This is a genomic window from Kibdelosporangium persicum, from assembly GCF_013280595.1.
Classification (GTDB): Bacteria; Actinomycetota; Actinomycetes; order Mycobacteriales; family Pseudonocardiaceae; genus Kibdelosporangium; species Kibdelosporangium persicum.
The window spans coordinates 21,325-38,894 of record NZ_JAAATY010000013.1 but is presented as its reverse complement, the minus strand read 5'-3'; the positions used below and the strand labels follow the sequence as shown (position 1 = coordinate 38,894).

Annotated in this window: 15 protein-coding genes; 5 read left to right on the top strand and 10 right to left on the bottom strand. The window is 68.6% G+C overall.

What is annotated here, in order from left to right:
- Positions 1-268: 268 nt before the first annotated feature.
- From GC106_RS23040 to GC106_RS23025, 4 genes are read right to left on the bottom strand one after another with little or no spacing between them, the layout of a single operon-like run.
- On the bottom strand, positions 269-1,048 hold the full coding sequence (locus GC106_RS23040) for a VldE C-terminal domain-containing protein (protein WP_173134337.1): 780 nt from the start codon (positions 1,046-1,048) through the stop codon (positions 269-271).
- A gap of 58 nt (positions 1,049-1,106) precedes the next feature.
- A complete protein-coding gene (locus tag GC106_RS23035; protein WP_173134334.1) occupies positions 1,107-1,835 on the bottom strand; it encodes an alpha/beta fold hydrolase in 729 nt (242 codons plus the stop codon).
- Between the two features lie 4 nt (positions 1,836-1,839).
- Complete coding sequence (locus GC106_RS23030; RefSeq protein ID WP_173134331.1) at positions 1,840-2,841, bottom strand: hemolysin family protein; 1,002 nt, start codon at positions 2,839-2,841, stop codon at positions 1,840-1,842.
- Positions 2,838-4,136 (bottom strand): hemolysin family protein, encoded by a 1,299-nt coding sequence (locus GC106_RS23025; RefSeq protein ID WP_173134328.1) that lies wholly within the window; start codon positions 4,134-4,136, stop codon positions 2,838-2,840. The genes GC106_RS23030 and GC106_RS23025 overlap by 4 nt, the downstream gene beginning before the upstream one ends.
- Positions 4,137-4,758: 622 nt before the next feature.
- On the opposite strand from GC106_RS23025, the gene GC106_RS23020 reads away from it, so the two are divergent.
- Together GC106_RS23020 and GC106_RS23015 are read left to right on the top strand one after the other, a co-directional pair.
- Entirely contained in the window at positions 4,759-5,385 is a 627-nt protein-coding gene (locus GC106_RS23020) for a hypothetical protein (RefSeq protein ID WP_173134325.1), read from the top strand.
- Positions 5,382-6,335, top strand: coding sequence for a hypothetical protein (locus tag GC106_RS23015; protein ID WP_173134322.1), 954 nt, complete (start codon positions 5,382-5,384; stop codon positions 6,333-6,335). The genes GC106_RS23020 and GC106_RS23015 overlap by 4 nt, the downstream gene beginning before the upstream one ends.
- Here the strand turns inward: GC106_RS23015 and GC106_RS23010 are convergent.
- Together GC106_RS23010 and GC106_RS23005 are read right to left on the bottom strand one after the other, a co-directional pair.
- Entirely contained in the window at positions 6,277-7,077 is an 801-nt protein-coding gene (locus GC106_RS23010; protein WP_312872795.1) for a hypothetical protein, read from the bottom strand. The genes GC106_RS23015 and GC106_RS23010 overlap by 59 nt on opposite strands.
- Positions 7,065-11,468, bottom strand: coding sequence for a WD40 repeat domain-containing serine/threonine protein kinase (locus GC106_RS23005; RefSeq protein ID WP_173134319.1), 4,404 nt, complete (start codon positions 11,466-11,468; stop codon positions 7,065-7,067). The genes GC106_RS23010 and GC106_RS23005 overlap by 13 nt, the downstream gene beginning before the upstream one ends.
- Before the next feature lie 172 nt (positions 11,469-11,640).
- Here GC106_RS23005 and GC106_RS23000 point away from each other — a divergent pair, with 172 nt between their 5' ends.
- Positions 11,641-12,642: an aldo/keto reductase gene (locus GC106_RS23000; RefSeq protein WP_173134317.1), complete on the top strand. Its 1,002-nt coding sequence runs from the start codon at positions 11,641-11,643 to the stop codon at positions 12,640-12,642.
- 44 nt (positions 12,643-12,686) lie between these two features.
- Here GC106_RS23000 and GC106_RS22995 read toward each other — a convergent pair whose 3' ends face one another.
- Genes GC106_RS22995 through GC106_RS22980 form a run of 4 tightly spaced genes read right to left on the bottom strand, consistent with a single transcriptional unit; the run spans position 12,687 to position 15,815 of the window.
- Positions 12,687-13,121: a VOC family protein gene (locus GC106_RS22995; RefSeq protein ID WP_173134315.1), complete on the bottom strand. Its 435-nt coding sequence runs from the start codon at positions 13,119-13,121 to the stop codon at positions 12,687-12,689.
- 36 nt (positions 13,122-13,157) lie between these two features.
- Positions 13,158-14,075 carry an ornithine cyclodeaminase family protein gene (locus tag GC106_RS22990; protein ID WP_173134314.1) on the bottom strand — a complete coding sequence of 306 codons (918 nt, stop codon included), beginning with the start codon at positions 14,073-14,075 and terminating at the stop codon, positions 13,158-13,160.
- 2 nt (positions 14,076-14,077) lie between these two features.
- The gene (locus tag GC106_RS22985) at positions 14,078-15,181 is read right to left on the bottom strand and encodes an alanine racemase (protein WP_312872794.1); all 1,104 of its coding nucleotides are present in this window, start codon (positions 15,179-15,181) and stop codon (positions 14,078-14,080) included.
- On the bottom strand, positions 15,165-15,815 hold the full coding sequence (locus GC106_RS22980; protein ID WP_173134312.1) for a helix-turn-helix transcriptional regulator: 651 nt from the start codon (positions 15,813-15,815) through the stop codon (positions 15,165-15,167). Before GC106_RS22980 ends, GC106_RS22985 begins: the two co-directional genes overlap by 17 nt.
- A gap of 111 nt (positions 15,816-15,926) precedes the next feature.
- On the opposite strand from GC106_RS22980, the gene GC106_RS22975 reads away from it, so the two are divergent.
- Positions 15,927-16,454, top strand: a complete 528-nt coding sequence (locus tag GC106_RS22975) for an SGNH/GDSL hydrolase family protein (RefSeq protein WP_173134310.1) — start codon at positions 15,927-15,929, stop codon at positions 16,452-16,454.
- A 439-nt stretch (positions 16,455-16,893) separates the two neighbouring features.
- Entirely contained in the window at positions 16,894-17,568 is a 675-nt protein-coding gene (gene xynA / locus GC106_RS22970) for an endo-1,4-beta-xylanase XynA (RefSeq protein WP_312872793.1), read from the top strand.
- The last annotated feature ends 2 nt before the right edge of the window (positions 17,569-17,570 follow it).

Here is a 17,570-nt window from a genome sequence, read left to right as displayed (position 1 = left end):
TTCCGGCACCCCGTGTCGGCCTTTGCGACACCCCGGGATTCCCCTGGGCGGACTCCTGGTGCCTTGTCCCCGGGCGGTATGACGAAGGAGCCGGGCCTCGCTCCTGGTGGGTGCCCGAGCGGCCTCGCAGAGGTAGGCCCGGGAGGCCCTCCACGGAGGCAACGCTCGAATCGGAAGTTCAGCCGCCAGGCCTCTGGAGCGCCGACGAGTTGACGGCCGCCCTGCCCCGTGAGGCATGCCGTGGTCAGCGGGGTTCGTCGCTTCGTTCTCAGTGTCCCCAGTGTGCGGTCTTCAGCACGGCACCGGCCCAGTTCTGGCCGATGTGCACGTGATCGTTGTGCTTGCAGGTCTTGGTCGACGCGCCGCAGTTGGCGATCTCGTCGTACTCCTGCCAGCCCGCGTCCGGGTTGCCTGCCAGCCACGCCTTGTCGTTCCAGATGATCGTCTGGATGCCGTACGGCCCGGCGTTGGCGCGCAGGTAGTCGGCGAGCTCCCAGCCGGCGGTGAACTCGGCGGGCACGTCCACGTCCATCCAGTAGTCCAGCGCCCGGCCTTCGCCGTGCTCACCGCGTCTGTCGGCGTAGATCCCGGCGAAGTGGGCGTCCCCGCCGCGCAGGTTCCACGCCGGGTTGGCCTTGATCTCGTCGTAGAGCCTGCGCGTGCCCGGCTGTTCGGCTCGCAGGTTCATCTCGGACGGGTCCCAGTGCAGCTCGCTGCCGCCACACGGCGGACCGACCGCCGTGGACACTCCGGTGTGGACATACGCGTCCGGGATGTAGCCCTTCAGGTGGATGTAATCCCACACATCCGTCGTCCTGTTCGGCCCGGTGACGCTCTCACCGCGGACGGTGCATGCGACGGCGACACGTTGTCCGCCGCTGACGGCGCCGATCGTCCCCTCCTGCATGCCAGGCCCCGTCCGGACGTCCACCGCGTGGCCGTCGACGATGCTGTACGTGTGCGCTGAGGCGGGCGTGACGGCCAACCCGGTCAGCATGGCGGTGGTCGCGACGAGTACACCTAGGACTCCGCGTGGCCGTGGGCTCATGCTTCCGGGATGACCAGGAGAGGCGGTCATCCAAACCGGCAAGTCCGCTGTGGACGTTTCACCGGCCCGGCGGGACGGAGCTCCAGAAGGACGTCAGGACCTCCGCGGCGCGGTCCGGAGCCTGGTACGGCCAGAAGTGATTTGCCTCGATCGGGTGATAGCGGGCGCCCAGTGCGTTCGCGACGTCCCGCGCCCTGGCCTCGTCGGAGAACTGGTCGCCGGTCGCGTGCAGCACCATCCCTGGCGCTTCGGTGGCGGTCAGCGGACCCCAGTCGTCGTGCGGGTTCGGCATCGCCGACCGGTACAGCGACAGGATCGAGCCGCCCATGGTCTCGTCCTGGCCGCGGGCCATCTCCAGCGCGTCCTCCTGAGACACGCCGAACGCGGTATACCGATCAGCGAGTGTCTCCCTGGGCGTCGCGAGCGTCCTTCGCATCGCGGCCTCGCCCTCGCCAGGCGTCTGCCAGACCTGGGCGATGGAGTGCCAGACGTAGTCCGGGTGCATGATGTTGGCGACGTCAGCGACCCATGAGCGCAACCGGTAGGTCATGGCGAGGCGGTAGGTCAGGCCCGCGCCCCAGTCATGGCCGACCAGGTCGACCTCGTCGAACTGGTCCAGCCGGCCGGCCACCCAGGCGACGTACTCGTCCTTGGTGCAACCGAAGCCGTCCGGACGAGGGCAGCCGAACCCAGGCAGCGACAGCGCGACGGATTCCACGCCGATCGCTGCCTGGACCTTGCGCCAGACGGCCGCCGTCTCCGGCACGCCATGCAGAAAGACGATCACACCGTCAGGTTACCGGCAGCAGCTGGTTGAGGACGTCGTCCAGCGTCACCAGGCCGGTCATCGCGCCGTCGGCTTGTACGACCGCCAAGTGGTTACGCGTCTCCCGCATCGTGCTCAACGCCGCGTAGATCGGGGTCTGCGCGTCCAGCGTCAACACCGGGCGCATGAGCGACTCGGCTGTGGTCGACGGCGGTCGCAGCAGCGCGTCGCGGACGTGCACGACGCCGACCGGCTGCCCGTCGGCCAGCACGACCAGCCTGAGGTGCCCGCTCGACCGGGCCACCGCCTTGATCCGCGCGCAGCTGACATCGGGCGGGACGGACGCCACTTCGGCGCGCACGATCTCCCGCAACGGCCGGGAGTTGAGCTCCAACGCGGTGGCCAGCTGCTCGTGCCGTGAATCGTCCAGCGCCCCGGCGCGTGCCGAGTGGTCGAGCAGCTGACGCAGGTCGTCCGCGCTGCGGCCGGTGCTCACCTCGTCCACCGGCTCGACGCCGAACCTGCGCAGGCACCAGTTGGCGATGTTGTTCAGTGCCACCAGAAGCGGCCTGGTCAGCCACATGAAGCCGCGCATCGGCAGGGCGAGCAGCGTCGCCGAGAACTCGGGATGCGCGATCGCCCACGACTTCGGCGCCATCTCGCCGACCACCAGGTGCACGAACGTCACGACGATCAACGACAGGATGAACGCGATCACTTCCGCGGTCACATCAGGCAGGTTCCAGCTGTGCAGCAACGGCGTCATCATGTTGTGCACGGCCGGTTTGGTGACCGCGCCGAGGACGAGCGTGCACAACGTGATACCGAGCTGGGAACCGGCCAGCAGCAACGACAGTTCTCGTGAACTACGCAGCGCGGCGCGGGCCGGCAGGCTCGACTCGGCCGCCTCCTCAAGCCGGTACTGACGTGCGGCGACCAAGGCGAACTCGACGGCGACGAAGAACGCGCTGAGCGCCACGGCACCGACGGATATCATCACGGCCACCCACGTGCTCAGGCCGCTCACGCCGTCACCCGCAGCAGCACAGTCTCCGGCACATGCCTGGCGATGTTCCGCACTGTCACGGTCATCTCACTGCCACGCGGCAAGCCGACAGTGACCGTGTCGCCCGGCTGGGGCAGTCGCTGCATCACCGTGATCACCAGACCGGCGATGGTCTCGTACTCGCCGTCCGGCAGGTCGTGCCCGATCAGTCGTTCCACCTCGTCGATATGCGTTGTGCCGGACAGCAACCAGCCGTCCTCGGCCGGTTCGGCGACGCCTTCGTCCGCCGGGTCGTGTTCGTCGGTGATCTCGCCGACGAGTTCCTCGGCGATGTCCTCCAACGTGATCACGCCGGCCAGGCCGCCGTACTCGTCGACGACACACGCGAACTGGTCACCCGATTCACGCAGGCGCGCCAGCACCGTCGGCAGGGGCAGGGAAGCGGGAACCATCACGGTCGGCCGTGCCGCGTCGCGGACGGCGATGTCCAGGCGACCGTCCAGTTCGAGCACGTCCCGCAGGCAGATCATCCCGATCACATCGTCCACGTCGGAACCCAGCACCGGCAGCCGGGAGTTCCCGGACGCCATCAGCTCCACGGCGCGGCTGACCGGTTCGCCCGCGCTGATCGTGGTGACCCGCGGGCGGGGGATCATCGCGTGCTCGGCCGTCCGTTCGTGCAGGTCCAGCGTGCGCTCCAGCAATGTGGACAGTTCGACGGGCAAGTCGCCGCTGTCCCGGGACGCGGCCACGATGTGCTCGAGGTCCCGCGGGGTCGCGGCGTGCTCGACGTCGTGCACCGGTGTGATCCGCAGCAGTTTCAACAGCAGGTTCGACGCGTGGTCGAACAGCCGGATCAACCAGCCGAAAACCTTGAGGTAGAGGCCGGTGGACAGGGCGAGCCGGCGCGCGACGGGCTCCGGGCGCGCGATGGCCAGGTTCTTCGGCACGAGCTCGCCGAACACCATCTGCACGCCGGTGGAGAAGAGCAACGCGAGCACAGTGCCGACCGCGACGCCCACGCCTTGCGGGATTCCGGCGCCGCCGAGCAGTTCACCCAGGCCCGCGCCGATCATCGGCTCGGCCACGAAACCGACGAGCAGACCCGTCACAGTGATGCCGAGCTGGGCGCCGGACAGCATGAACGAGGTACGGCGGGTGATCGCGAGTGCACGGGTGGCACCTGTGTCGCCGACGGCGGCGCGAGCCTTGAGCCGGGACCGGTCCACGGCCATGTAGCCGAATTCCTGCGCCACGAAATATCCGGTGAGCGCGGTCAGCGCGATCACGACGAGAACACCGAGCAGGATGGTCATCGCGCACCCTCCACCTGGGAGCGTGCGCGGCTGGTACTTCGGGAGGGGTCCATGATCCTCTCTCGATCGGGTACGGGCCTCTCTGCAACGAAGAACGTACGCCATGGCCGAGAAGTTCCGTTCCACCGCCGTGTCGTCCTGTCCGGCACGGCGGGTCGCACGTTCCAGCACCCCGGAATGCCTGCATGGCTCCGAATGGACGTCCACGATGGAGCCCTGTGGGCCCGCCGCACCGATACCCGCCGGTTCGGTGGCGTTCCGGCCCGGAGGGTCTCAGGGTGGCTGCCCCTGCTGGTCGTCAGCGGACCGATCTGGCGGGACCGGCGTGGTGCGATCGGCGATTCCGGCCGGGACGGCGCCAGGTCCGGTGGGCGAAGGCCTGAAGCCGGGCGCCCCTGCCTGTCCGTCGGCAAACCGACACGGCGAGATCCCTGAGCGGGGTTCGTGCGGGAGCTTTCGCGGTGCCGCAACGGGTGTTTCGGGGTGCCGGAATGGTGGACACGCGGTGCCGGAATGGTGGACACGCGGTGGCGGAAAGTTCCGGTAGTTCTCCCCTCGTGGCCCGGTCGTGACCGGCCCTACCCTGACCGCTCAGCACATCTGGCCCGAGGGGAGTTCACCGTTGCACCGTCGCGTGGTGGTGTTGTTCGCCGTCGCCGGAAGCGCGTTCATCGCGGCGACGACGTTGACCGCGATCGTCATCTCCGCCGACGTCCCCGAACGCGCCGGCGAAGCGCCGCCGCCGGTCGTCGACGTCGAGGCGGCCGCGGGGTCCTCGGCCGACCGGGTGACCGGGCCACCCGCGTGCCTGATCGGGACCTGGCGCAGTGTCGACGAGTACACGAACTTCAAGTTCTACTCCGACCAGCCTCCCATGCCGTTCACCGGCAGGGGCCGCTACCTGTCCTTCCGGCCGGACGGGACCGGCAGCGAACGCCGCGAAGGGTTCACGTTGACCGGGCACTGGAGTGGCCGGGTGCTGAAACTGGTCAGCGACGGCACCTTCGACTTCCGGTGGAGCGCGGACGCCAAGGCGATCACGTACCACGGGCACATCTCCACGACGGTGACCTACCGGTACTACGACCACCGGGGCCTGATCGAAACACAGCCGATGCGGGCGAACCCGAACCTCAACGAGGTGGACGGGTACACGTGTGACGCCACCCGGCTGACCGAGACCGGCGCGCCCGTCACCGGGTTCCGGTCAGTGTGGGTTCGTACCGGGGAAACCGGGGTGTACGGATGATCCGCGCCGTGTTCCTGGCCTCGCTCGTCGCCTTCCCCGCGCCACCGCAGGTGAATCCGGAGGACATCGCCCGCCCATCGGTGGTGCCGGTCACCGTGACGTGGCACGGCTGGGTACGGGACAAGCAGACCGGCGAGGTCTTCGGCGGTGCCAAGGGTTACGAGGCCACCACCAGGTGCGCGGGCGCGGTGATCAACCCGGCCGGGTACGTCGTCACCACCAGCAGTTGCGTCCACAGTGGACCGGAGGGTGGCACGGCCGCGCTGGTCGAGCGGGCCATGGCGGATCTGGCGAAGATGGGCCGGATCGGCGATCCCGCGAAGGCACGCCGGATGCTGACGGAGCGTGCCGTCGCGGAGGGTGCCGCACCGGACCGGCCGATCGACCGGGTGATCACCGTCGGCGACGACACCGCGTCCGTCGTCGATCTCGTCGCACCCGCCGACGGTGACATCGCCGTGCTGCGAATCCCCCGATCCGGCTTGCCTTCCGTGGAGATCCGCGACGACCGGCCACCGGCCGTCATCACCAGCGGCGGCGTGGTGATCGACGAGGAAGGCCGTCTGGTCGGTCTCGTCGGCCGCGACGGCGCCATCGCCGAGGCTCGCCTGGCCAGAGGCCTGTTACGGGACGTCAAGCCCGAACTGGGCGCGCACGACCGCAACTACCGGGTGGGCCTCAGCCGTTACCACGCCGGGAACTACGACTCGGCCATCGACTACTTCGACGCCGTGGTCGCCGAATCCCCGGCCAACACCCACGCGGCCGAGTTCCGGGCCAAGGCCGCGGCCAAGGGTGGCTCCCCGGGCGACGCGACGTCCCTGCAGACCTTGCTCATCTACGTCTTCGGAGGGGTGACGCTCATCGCGGGCGGGCTCGGAGTGTGGTTGCTCAGACGACGGGCCGGTTCCGCGCCGCCCGTTCCACCTCAGCCAGATCCGTCACCGTGACCAGGCGCATCTCCGCCGCACGACGGGCCACGGCGAACCGGATGTTCTGCAGCCTGCCGTCGTGCGGCGCCAGGTACGGGTCGTCACGCGCGCCGAAGGCGATGGCGGAGATGACCCGGATGGCGTCGTCGACCCGTTGCGGGCGTTGCAGGTTCCAGGCGTAGCCATGCCAGTACAGGACTCGTTCGTAGATCTCGCGGTTGGACGGCGGCCGCGGGTAGTCGTCCTCGCCCGCCAGCCAGGGTTCGGTCAGCGCGAGGGCGACGTACCAGTCCCGGCTCTGCCGGACCAGGCCCGGCCCGGCCGCGGTGACCTGGCCGGTGACGGCGTCGGGAACCGCCGGGCTGTCCCGGGCGAGGCTGACGTCGATGCTGATCAGCATGTCCGCGAGGCCCCGCGCGGTCTGCCTGCCGAGCAGGATCACGAGCTGGTTCTCCCCGTCGTCCAGAAGCGCGGACATCGACCTGGTCATGATCACCCGCCGGGCGCCGCCCGGGGCGTCGAACAACCCGGACAGCTGCGCCTCGCCCGAACCCAGCCAGGTCAGCGTCACGGTGTCCGTGCCGACGACCAGCTCGCCGAGCAGGCGTGAGATGTGCGGGGCACAGTCCGGCAACGTCAACGCGATGCCACCGGGTTTGACCGCGTGGTGCGGCGCCCGCCCGAACAGCACCGACTCCCCCGGCTTGAGCACCACCGAAGCCATCCCGGTTCCCCGCACCATGACACTCAGCTCGGGCACGTCGGCACACTCCCCCGGTCCGAACCGATCGCCGCCCACTGATCGGCCAGCGTGGCCCGATCCAGCCGCCCGCAGACCTCCCGGACGGCCGCGCCGGTGTCGAGATCCCAGATCCGTGCGGTGCCATCGGCCGACGCACTGAGCACGCGGGTGCCGGTGGTGTCGAAAGTCGCGTCGTTGAGGTCGTCGTCGTGCCGGTCAAGGCGCGCCAACGGCCGGCCGCTGGGGTACTCCCACAGCCGGGCGACGGCGTCCTGGCTCGCGGTCGCCATGGTCCTGCCGTCCGGGCTGAACCGGATCGCGCGGATCGGCGAGTCGTGCCCGCCGAGTTCGCCGACGGGCTGGCCGTCCGGCACCCGCCAGAGCCGTACGAGCCGGTCCGACCCGCCGGTGGCCAGCGTGTTGCCGTCCGGCGTGAACCGCGCGTCCATGGCCAGACCGGTGTGCCCGGGCAGGATCTTCATCGGGCCGGTGGGATCGGCCAGGCTGAGCAGTCCCACCCGGCCGCCGGACAGGGTGGTCGCCAACGTCCTGCCGTCCGGGCTGTAGACGACCGAAGTCGGGTAGTTGGCGTCGACGACCGAATCGTTGCGTGGCTCCTGCCGGGTCGGCCGGCGGCTGGTCATCGTGAGGTCGTCGGCCCTGAGGAACACGATCTCGTCGCGGTCCTGCTGCTGCGCCCCCTTCTGCGCGGGCGTCCTGCCCGCCAGTGCGACAGTCCTGCCGTCCGGGCTGACCACCACATCGGTGAACTCCGTACCAGGCCTGCCGAACCGGAGTCTCTCGGCTCCGGTGGCGACATCGAAGGCGACGGCCGCGCCGTCCGGGCCGACGGTGATCAACCGCGTGCCGTCCGGCGTGAAGGTCAGGGCCCCGGCCTTGCCGCCGTGCGTGAACTGCCGGACGAGATCACCGTTTGTGCCGTCCCACAACCGGATCGCGCCATCACCGGTCACGGTGGCGATCAGGTTGCCGTTCGGCTGGGACGCGACGCCGACCAGCGCGCCGTCCCGCGGTCCCAGCACGGTTCGCTGGAACGCCCACACGGTGATCTGCCCGGCCGAGTCCGCGCTGAGGAACGTGTGCCCGTCGCCGCTCATGGCGAGTGCGAACGTGGTCACCGCCCCTGTGCCGAGGCCCAACATGTGCTCGCCGGACGCCACATCCCAGACATAGATGGACGTTCCCACCCCACCGGCGAGCACCGACGTCCCGGTGGAGTTGAACGTGACCGCCGTCAGCCCGGGCTCGGAGATCTCCCTGTCCAGTTTCTGTGTCCACTTCTCCGTGTCCCACAGCTTGAGGTGCCGGTCCGGCGACACGGTCGCGAGCATGGTTCCCGCGCGGTCGAACGCCATCGCCGCCACCGGGTCGGTGTGACCGGTGAGTGTCGCGACCACTGTTCCGTCGCTCGCCCGCCGGACGTCGACGTTCTTCTCGTTGGTCGACACGACGAACCTGCCGTCCGGGCTGTAGGACATCACGAGTGAGCCGGCGGTGGCGAACCGTGTGGTCTGCGTGAGCTTCGCCGTGTCCCACACCGTCATCCCCTGCTCGGTGTACGCGACGAAGGTCTTCCCGTCCGGCGCGATCCGCCCGTCGAGCGACCTGCCCGGCACGGTGAAGATCTCCTTGCGCTCCGGCGCGTTCCACAACGTCACCTTGGTTCCGAGCACGTCGGCGGCCAGCAGGAGCCTGCCGTCGTCGCTCAGCGAAACCGAGCGGTACCACCCGTCACCGTCATGCAACACAGCCAGTTCACGGCGGCTGGGCACATCCCACAGCCGAAGTGAGCCGTCACGGCCACCGCTCGCCGCGAGCTTGCCGTCCACGGTCATCGCGAGCCCCGATATCGGCCCGTCATGACCGAGCATCCGGCCGCGGTAGTGATCCGCCCGCACGCCCAGCAAAGCGCTGCGGCTCTCCACGGTCTGCCCGGCCTGCCACGCCCCCAACGCCAGCAACCCGGTCCGGGCGTGGTCGATGCCTCTGGCCAGTTCGGACTCCGCCGCGAGCTGACGAGACAGATTCAGCTGACGGCCGGAATCGGCTCGATCACGCTCGTTGCTGGCATCGCGTTGCAGCTGTGTCGCCACGACAACGGCACCCGTGGCCACCAACAGAAGCACGCTCAGTGCGGCCACCATGGTGCGCAGTCGCCGGGTCCGGCGGCGTGCCGCGATCTGCCCCGCGTGCTCGGCGGCGTTCGACCGGTCCAGGAATTCCTGTTCGGACGGTCGCAGCTCGGTACGTCCCTGCTCAAGCCATGCGTTGACGGTCGCGAGGCGGGCACCGCGGTAGAGGTCGTCGTCCTGCTGCCCGGATTCCGACCAGACTCGGACCGCGTCCGTGAAGCGCCGGTGCTGGATCAGACCGGCACGGTCCTCGTCGATCCAGTCCCGTAATCGCGGCCATGCCGTGAGCAGCGCTTCGTGGCTCAGCCGTGCCCCGGTCGCGTCCACCGTCACCAGGCGGGACTTGATCAGGCCGTCCAGGATGTGTCCGCTGATCTCGTGCTGCTGCACTCGCCGCCGGGTGACCGTGCCCTCGTCCGACACGGTCACCAGCCGCAGCATCACCGAGCGCAGCGCCTCCCGCCCAGCCGGATCGAGTCGCGCGTAGATGTCCTCCGCGGTCCGGGACACCGCGCCGTCGATCCCGCCCGCCTTGCGGTACGCGGCGAGCGTCACCACTGATCCCTCGCGGAAGTTCCACGCCTCCCGTAGGGCGTGCGCCATCCTGGGCAGGGCGCCCGGGTCGTAGCCGGTTTCCCCGCGCACGCCCAGATCGGCGATCAACCGTTCCGGCAGGCCGGGTTCGATGTCCACACCGAAGTCGCGCGCCGGTCGCACGATCGCCTGCCGCAGTTCGGTCGCGTCCATGGCGCCCAGCAACACCGGCGCGGTCAACGCCGGGATCAGGGGCGACAGCTCGATGCACCGGTCGACCAGATCCGCGCGAACCGCGAGGACGGCCAACGCGGGACGGGCATGCGCCAGCGCGGTCGCGAACGCCCGGCGGTCCGTGTCCGGAACGCCGTGGGTGAACAGTTCCTCGAACTGGTCGATCACGATCACCATGCGGTTCCCAGCCGCGTCATGCCCGTACAGTGCCCCGAATTCGTCCGGCTGTTGCCTGATCCGGGCGGCGAGCCCGGCTGGATCGCCGCCGACGTGCGGCGCGATCGCCGTCGCCAGCGCGCCGATCGGGTCCGGCCCGGGCGCGATGACGACGTGCGGCCAGTCGGTCAACCTCGGCAACAGGCCCGCGTGCAGCACCGACGACTTGCCCGCCCCGGAGGCCCCGACCAGCACGACGGGTTCGCCGCCGTCGAGCTGTTCGGCCATTCGTACCAACAGATCCGTGACGACGTGAGTGCGGCCGTGGAACAGTTCGGCGTCCTGCTCCTCGAACCCGGCCAGGCCCGGGTAAGGCGCGGTGGCGGTGATCGGCTTGGTCGGGGTGAGCCGTGGTGCGCTCGACCGCAGGATCGCCTTGACCAGTTTCGCCTGGTCCTCGGTGGCGGGCGCGGCCTTCGCGGTGTTCCCGGCGTACGCGGCCGCTTTCGCCGTGGTGATCAGTTCGGTGGCCGTGGCGAACCGGCGTGCCGGGTCCTTGGCCATGCCCCGCATGACAACCGTGTCGAGTTCCCGTGTGATCGCCGGGACGAACACCGACGGCGCGGGCGGTGGCTGCAACAGGTGTGCCGCGATCTTGGCGGCCGGGTCGGACGCCGGATGCGCCGCCCTGCCGGTCAGGCACTCGAACAGCACACAGGCCAGCGAATACTGGTCCGATCGGCCGTCCACCGGGCCCGCCGACAAGCGTTCCGGCGCCATGTAGTCCCACGTACCGATCAGGTCGCCGGAGCCGGTCAGCGCGGTCGCCTCCGGGGAGGTCTCCCGCGCGATGCCGAAGTCGGCGAGGTAGGCGTGATCATGCTCGTCGATCAGGATGTTCGACGGCTTGACGTCCCGGTGGACCAGGCCTTCCCGGTGCGCGGCGTCCAGTGCCGCCGCCACCTGGGTCAGGATGTGGAGGGCCCGGTCGGGATCGAGCGTGCCCGCGCCCATCGCCCGGCGCAGGTCCGTGCCTTCGACCAGCATCATGTCGATGAACAGGTCGCCGTCGACCTCGCCGAAGTCGTTGACCGGGATCACGTTCGGGTGGCTCAACGCCGCGGCCAGCCGGGCCTCCCGTTTGAAACGGGCCCGGTAGTCCCGGTCGGTGACCGACTGGGGCAGCCGCTTGAGCGCGATCACGCGGTCGTGCACGGTGTCGTAGGCACGGTGGACCACGCCCATGCCTCCCCGGCCGAGCAGGCCTTGGATCCGATACGGGCCGAACACCGGGGCATCCATGGGCTCGACGTTCAGCGCTCCCGCCACCATTCGCGAAACCTATCGAGTCGGGCAGGTCGCGCGGGTCGGCAAGTTTGCCCACATTCCCCTCGTGAGTGTTTGTCCGTGTTCTAACACTGACAAACACTCACGAGGGGGGCGAGCGGATCCATAGTGGACGAGTAGGCTGGGCCATCCAGACGATCACTGGGGGACGAATCTCATGAAGTACCGCACGATCGGCCATGATCCGCGCACCCGCCGCGAGGTCAGCGTGCTCGCGCTCGGCGCGATGCACTTTGGCACCGGCACCGACGAGCAGACCGCGTTCGCGATCCTCGACCGGTACGTCGAGGCCGGTGGCACGTTCATCGACACCGCGAACAACTACGCGTTCTGGGCCGACAGCAGCCAGGGCGGGCACAGCGAGGCCGTGCTCGGCCGGTGGCTCGCCAGCCGTGACGCCGGGGACAAGGTCGTGATCGCCACCAAGCTGGGCGGCCGCCCGGTCGCGGCGGGTCTCGGCTTCGCCGACACGGCCAAGCGGGAGAACGTCGAAGGCCTCACCGCCAAGGCGATCCGCGAGTCCGCCGAACGCAGCCGCGACACCTTGGGCGTGCCGAAGCTGGACCTGCTCTACGCGCACGTGGAAGATCCGGTCACACCGCTGCGGGAAACCGTCGAAGCCTTCGCCGAGCTGGTCGCGGACGGCACTGTCGGCCTGTTGGGCGCGAGCAATCACTGGTCATGGCGCCTGGAGCGGGCTCGTGCGCTCGCCGCGGCCGCCGGGCTGCCGGGTTACGAGGTGTTGCAGTACCAACACAGCTACCTGCGGGCGAGGACGGACCGGCCGGGACGTCGTTCGCCCTACGGCAACCAGGGGTATGTGAGCGGTGACCTGTTGGCGTATTTGAGTGAGACGCCCGAACTGTCGCTGGTGGCGTACTCGCCTCTGCTTGCCGGCGCGTACGTCCGTGACGACCGTCCGCTCGGCCCGGACTGGGATCACGCCGGGACCCCGTTGCGGCGCGCGGCTTTGCGGGAGGTCGCGAAGCAGACCGGCGCGACGGTGAACCAGGTCGTGCTGTCCTGGATGATCGGTGCCGAGACCCCGGTCATCCCCCTGGTCGGCGCTTCCTCGGTCGCGCAGATCGAGGAAAGCCTTGCCGCGGTGGACCTGGAACTGACCGAGGAACAGCGCACCACATTGGACACCACGTACTGACCAGCCGGTGCGGAGGCCGAGGCGCTGCCCTGCGGGGCGGCGCCTCAGTCGAGGCAGAACTCGTTGCCTTCGACGTCCTGCATCACGATGCAGGACTCGTTCACGTCATCGGCAGGCAGCAGGCGCACGCGTACCGCGCCGAGCGCGACCAGTCGTGCGCACTCGGCCTCGAGTGTGGCGAGGCGCTCGTCACCCACGAGGCCGGTGCCGGCCCGCACGTCGAGGTGCACCCGGTTCTTGACGACCTTGCCTTCGGGGACACGCTGGAAGAACAGCCGCGGGCCCACACCTGAGGGATCAACGCAGGCGAACGCCGAACCCTGCTCTTCCGGCGGCTGCGAGCGGTCGAACTCGTCCCACGTGGCGAACCCTTGCGGTGGCGGCGGTACGACGTACCCCAGCACCTCGCACCAGAAACGAGCGACGCGCTCCGGTTCCGCGCAGTCGAAGGTGACCTGGAACTGCTTGACCGACGGCATGGATCCACCATAGTTGCTGTTCGCCGGAATCCCGCCTCATTTACGGATCGCCAGCAGAGCCTGCGCCACATGCAGGTCCTGAAGTGCGATGCCCGAGCTGTCGAAGACCGTGATGTCCTCAGGGGAACGACGCCCTTCAGCCGCGCCCACCAGGACGTCACCGATCGCCGTGACGGTGTCCGCGAGGTCCGCGACGTGCTGGAACTCGCCGATGGTGACCGATTGGGACGGCAGGTCGCAGCAGAGCCTGGCACGCCGGAGCAGGTCCGGTGGCAGTTCCTGTTTGCCACGGGCGTCCGAGCCCATGCTCGCCACATGGGTGCCCGGCCTGACCCAGTCCGCCTCGAACAGTGGGCTGGTGGCCGTGGTCGCCGTCACGATGATGTCCGCCTGTTCGCAGGCTTCCCTCGGTTCGGCACGGTCCGCGTCCAGGCCCTTGTCCGCCAGGGCTTCGACGAACTGCCGGGTTCGTTCGGCCGACCGTCCGGCCACGTGGATCGCTTTGAGGTCCCGGATCTTGCTCAACGCCACGCATTCGTACAGCGCCTGATGGCCGGTGCCGAACACCGTCAAGGTGCGGGCGTCAGGCCGGGCGAGAACATCGGCGGCCACCGCGTCAGCCGCAGCCGTGCGGTAGGCGTTGACCCTGGCGGCCTCGACCACGGCTGCCAGCCGGCCGGTGTCCTTGTCCAGCAACAGGATGCTGGAGCCGTGCCGCGGAATTCCCCTGGCGTCGTTGCCCGGGAAGTAGCTGCCCATCTTCAGGCCGACCAGGCTCGGCGACGACGCGGACTTCACGGTGAACCGGTTCGTGGCTTCGGCCGCGTGCCCGTGCACCACCGGGAAGACGGTGGCCTGGCTGTCCGCGGCCTCGATCAACGCCTGCCTGACCGCGGTGTAGGCGAGTTCTTCCGTGACAAGGGAAGCCGACTCGGTCTCGGACAAGTAGCGCATGGTCACCATCCTCGGACACGGTGCCAGACACGCTGGGAATCCGGCGAAATGACGTGGTAGCGGTCGTGCTGCGCGGCGGTCGCGCAGGCGTGGTTGGGCAGGACACGCAACCGGGTGCCGATCGGGATGTCCGGGAGTGTGGCCGTGCTGCCCGGACGCACGGACAGGATTCCGTGTTCCTGGCTGGCGCCGGTCATCAACAGGTCTTCGTGGACGCGACCGTTGATGTCGGCGACCAGGCCATAGCCTTGGTCGACGGGTTGACTCGCGGTCCCCCGGTCGCGGGACGTCGCCATCCACCCGCCGTCGGTGATGATCCACCCCTTGTCCGGCTGGTGCCCGATCACGGTGGTCACGACCGTCAACGCGAGATCGTCCACTTGGCACACTCCGATCCCCGCCATGACGAGGTCGAAGAAGACGAAGTTGCCTGCCCGGACCTCGGTCACGCCCGTGAGGTCTTCGACGAAGTGCGCGGTCGGCGTGGAGCCGATGCTGACAACGGCAACCGCATGACCGGCCGCGCGGAGCGTTTCGGCGGCCTCCACGGCACAGCGCCGCTCGTTCTCGGCGGCAGCGGCCAATGCCTCTGGCGTGTAGGCGAAGTACGACTCACCGGCGTGTGCGAGGACTCCGCGCGTCCGAGCTCCGAGCTTCTGCGCGATCTTCACCAGCTCAGGCGAGTTCGGCTGTACTCCGCCACGGTGTCCGTCGCAGTCGATCTCGATCAACGCGGGGATGCCCGCCCCGGCGACCGCGTCGGCCTGGTCCACGCTGTCGAGCAGGACGACAAGATCGACGCCGCGTTCCCGCAGCTTGCCGACCCGGCCGAGCTTCGCCGGTGAAATGCCGACGGCGTAAAGGATGTCGGTGAAACCCGCGTCCGCGAACGCTTCCGCTTCAGCGAGCGTCGACACGGTGATCGGACCGGCCCCGCCGTCGAACAACCTGCGCGCCACCTCAATGGACTTGGCGGTCTTCACATGGGGACGCAGGGCCGTGTCCAGCCGCGCCAGCCGGTCGCGCAGCCGGGCGATGTTCGCGTCGAGCTTTCCCTCATCCAGAGCCAGAAAAGGGGTGTCCGGACCGTCAAGCACGTGTGTCACCTGTCTTCCTGGCGGCGGCGAGATCGGCGTAGAGCCCGGAACGTGACATCCCGAGGCGTTCGGCGACACGCGCCACCGCGTTGCGAACCTTGAAGACTCCCAGCTGGTCGAGAGCGTCGATCACGTCAAGCCGCTCGGCACGGCTGAGCGCCGGGAACGGCTTGCCCATGACGAGTTCCTGGTTGCGGATCACCGCGTCGACCACGTCGTCGAAGTCGTTGGTGAACGTCGTCGTCGGCAGTTCCACCGGGCCGGTTCCGGCGAGCGCCCCGAGGATGTCCCCGGCCTGGCGCAGCGCGGTCACGTCCATGTTGACGCACAACGCCCCGAACACCTCGCCTTGAGCGTCTCGCAGCGGCATGGTCGACGACTTGACAACCCGGCCGTCCGGCGTCCGGGTGACGTAGTTGAGGTCGTTCTGCGCCTCGGGCCCCTTGCTCAGCACGGCGAGCCCGATCTCACTCATCGCGCCGCCCACCCGTCGCCCGGTCACCTGCCCGGCCACGCCGACAACCGAATGCTTTCCTTTGCGGTAGTCATGCAGGACGACCTCACAGGACGGGCCGAAAGTCGCCGCCAGCCCCTCGATCACCGGGTGCAGGGCGGCAAGGATCGCGTCCTGGGTGAACTCCATACCCAGACCCTATACCAAACGTCCAGACCCTGGAAATTCCGTCCAGCACCGTCGGCCGCAACCCGACGGCGACCTGACGTGTTCGTCTCCTTCGGACGATAGGCTGTGCACATGAGCGACGTGCTTCTGTTCGGGGACAGCATGGTGGCCCGGCTTCGGAAGCCGCACGTTCAGCTGTTGGAGCGGGAACTCGGGGCGGGCTGCACCGTCTTCACCTGTGCCACGGGCGGTTTCGACAGCTCGGACGGCCTTGCCCGTGCCCCCGCTCTCGGCCGGCTGGACTGGTCAGTCGTTGTTCTTTCGTTTGGCGCCAATGACTGCGCTCCGTGGAAGCACGTGCCGCTTGACCAGTTCGCCGCGAACATCACGGGGATTGTCGAGGCTTTCGCAGGCGCCCGGGCGGTGGGCTTTCTGCCGCCGACGATCCGGGAAGCGGTCACGTCAGAGAATGGCGTGCGCACCAATCGGGAGCTTGATGCTTATCGCGAGGTTCTGCGGTCGGCCGTGGGGCCCGGAGGGTGCCTGGAGACAGGTGCCCACATCGGCACCGACGGGCTCGCAGACGATGGCTTGCATCTCACTTCCGACAGCTACATGCGACTGATTCCAGAGTTGGCCCGGGTCATATCCGGCCGCTGACCTCCACGTCCGGCCGTGCACTGGCACTCGGCCGCGCGGAGCCGGCATGGCCGTGCGACTGCCCGGCCGCAGCTCACTGATCGCACACGAACACGTGAGTGCGGGCACCGCCGAATCGAAAGTTTCGATCGCGCGTGACCGGAAAAATGATCTTTCAATGCCGCCGTGGAGATCGACTCCGGATTGCCCGAGGCAGATCGGCGGGTTGTCCAGGAATTACGCGTCAACCGGGCATCCACGGCAGGACCGAGATTATCGAAACTTTTCCGAAAGTTGTTGACTACTCTGCGGAGCTGGTTCGATACTGGCGCCATCGACAGAACTCACCCCCTGTCCATCCGGGTCACGCGTGAGAGCTGATTCGCCGGTCGTCAATCGTGAGACAACCGCGTCTTTCATGCTGCCCGGAAATTCTGTCGGCCTCAGCGAGGAGGAAGACGTGAACTGGGAAGACAACCCACTCACCCGCCGCGGTTTCATCGGCCGGGCCGGCGCGTTGGCGCTGGCCACGTCCACGCTCGTGATCCCGGGCACCGCACACGCCCAGACCGTCACGACCAACCAGACCGGCACGCACAACGGGTACTACTACTCTTTCTGGACCGATGCCCAGAACACCGTGTCGATGACGATGGGTTCGGGCGGCCAGTACAGCACTTCCTGGCGCAACACCGGCAACTTCGTCTGCGGTAAGGGCTGGAGCAATGGCAGCCGCCGCACGGTGAACTACTCCGGCAGTTTCAGCCCGTCCGGCAACGGCTACCTTTGTCTTTACGGCTGGACTTCGAACCCGCTGGTCGAGTACTACATCGTCGACAACTTCGGCAACTACCGCCCGACCGGCGAACACCGGGGCACGATCACCAGCGACGGCGGCACGTACGACATCTATCGCACAATGCGCTACAACGCCCCGTCCGTCGAAGGCACGAAGACATTCCCGCAATTCTGGAGCGTCCGCCAACAACGCCGCACGGGCGGCAGCATCAACACCGGAGCCCACTTCGACGCGTGGTCGCGGGCCGGAATGGCGCTCGGCAGCTTCCGCTACTACATGATCATGGCGACCGAGGGCTACCAGAGCAGCGGCAGCTCCAACATCACTGTTCGGTAGGA

Coding starts and splice junctions, on each gene's coding strand:
- GC106_RS23005 (WP_173134319.1), bottom strand. CDS start 11,468: ATGGTGGCGGGAGCGCTGAACGTCGAGCCCATGGATGCCCCGGTGTTC.
- GC106_RS22975 (WP_173134310.1), top strand. CDS start 15,927: ATGAGCGACGTGCTTCTGTTCGGGGACAGCATGGTGGCCCGGCTTCGG.
- GC106_RS22990 (WP_173134314.1), bottom strand. CDS start 14,075: ATGCGCTACTTGTCCGAGACCGAGTCGGCTTCCCTTGTCACGGAAGAA.
- GC106_RS23025 (WP_173134328.1), bottom strand. CDS start 4,136: ATGACCATCCTGCTCGGTGTTCTCGTCGTGATCGCGCTGACCGCGCTC.
- GC106_RS23015 (WP_173134322.1), top strand. CDS start 5,382: ATGATCCGCGCCGTGTTCCTGGCCTCGCTCGTCGCCTTCCCCGCGCCA.
- GC106_RS23000 (WP_173134317.1), top strand. CDS start 11,641: ATGAAGTACCGCACGATCGGCCATGATCCGCGCACCCGCCGCGAGGTC.
- GC106_RS22980 (WP_173134312.1), bottom strand. CDS start 15,815: ATGGAGTTCACCCAGGACGCGATCCTTGCCGCCCTGCACCCGGTGATC.
- GC106_RS22995 (WP_173134315.1), bottom strand. CDS start 13,121: ATGCCGTCGGTCAAGCAGTTCCAGGTCACCTTCGACTGCGCGGAACCG.
- GC106_RS23040 (WP_173134337.1), bottom strand. CDS start 1,048: ATGAGCCCACGGCCACGCGGAGTCCTAGGTGTACTCGTCGCGACCACC.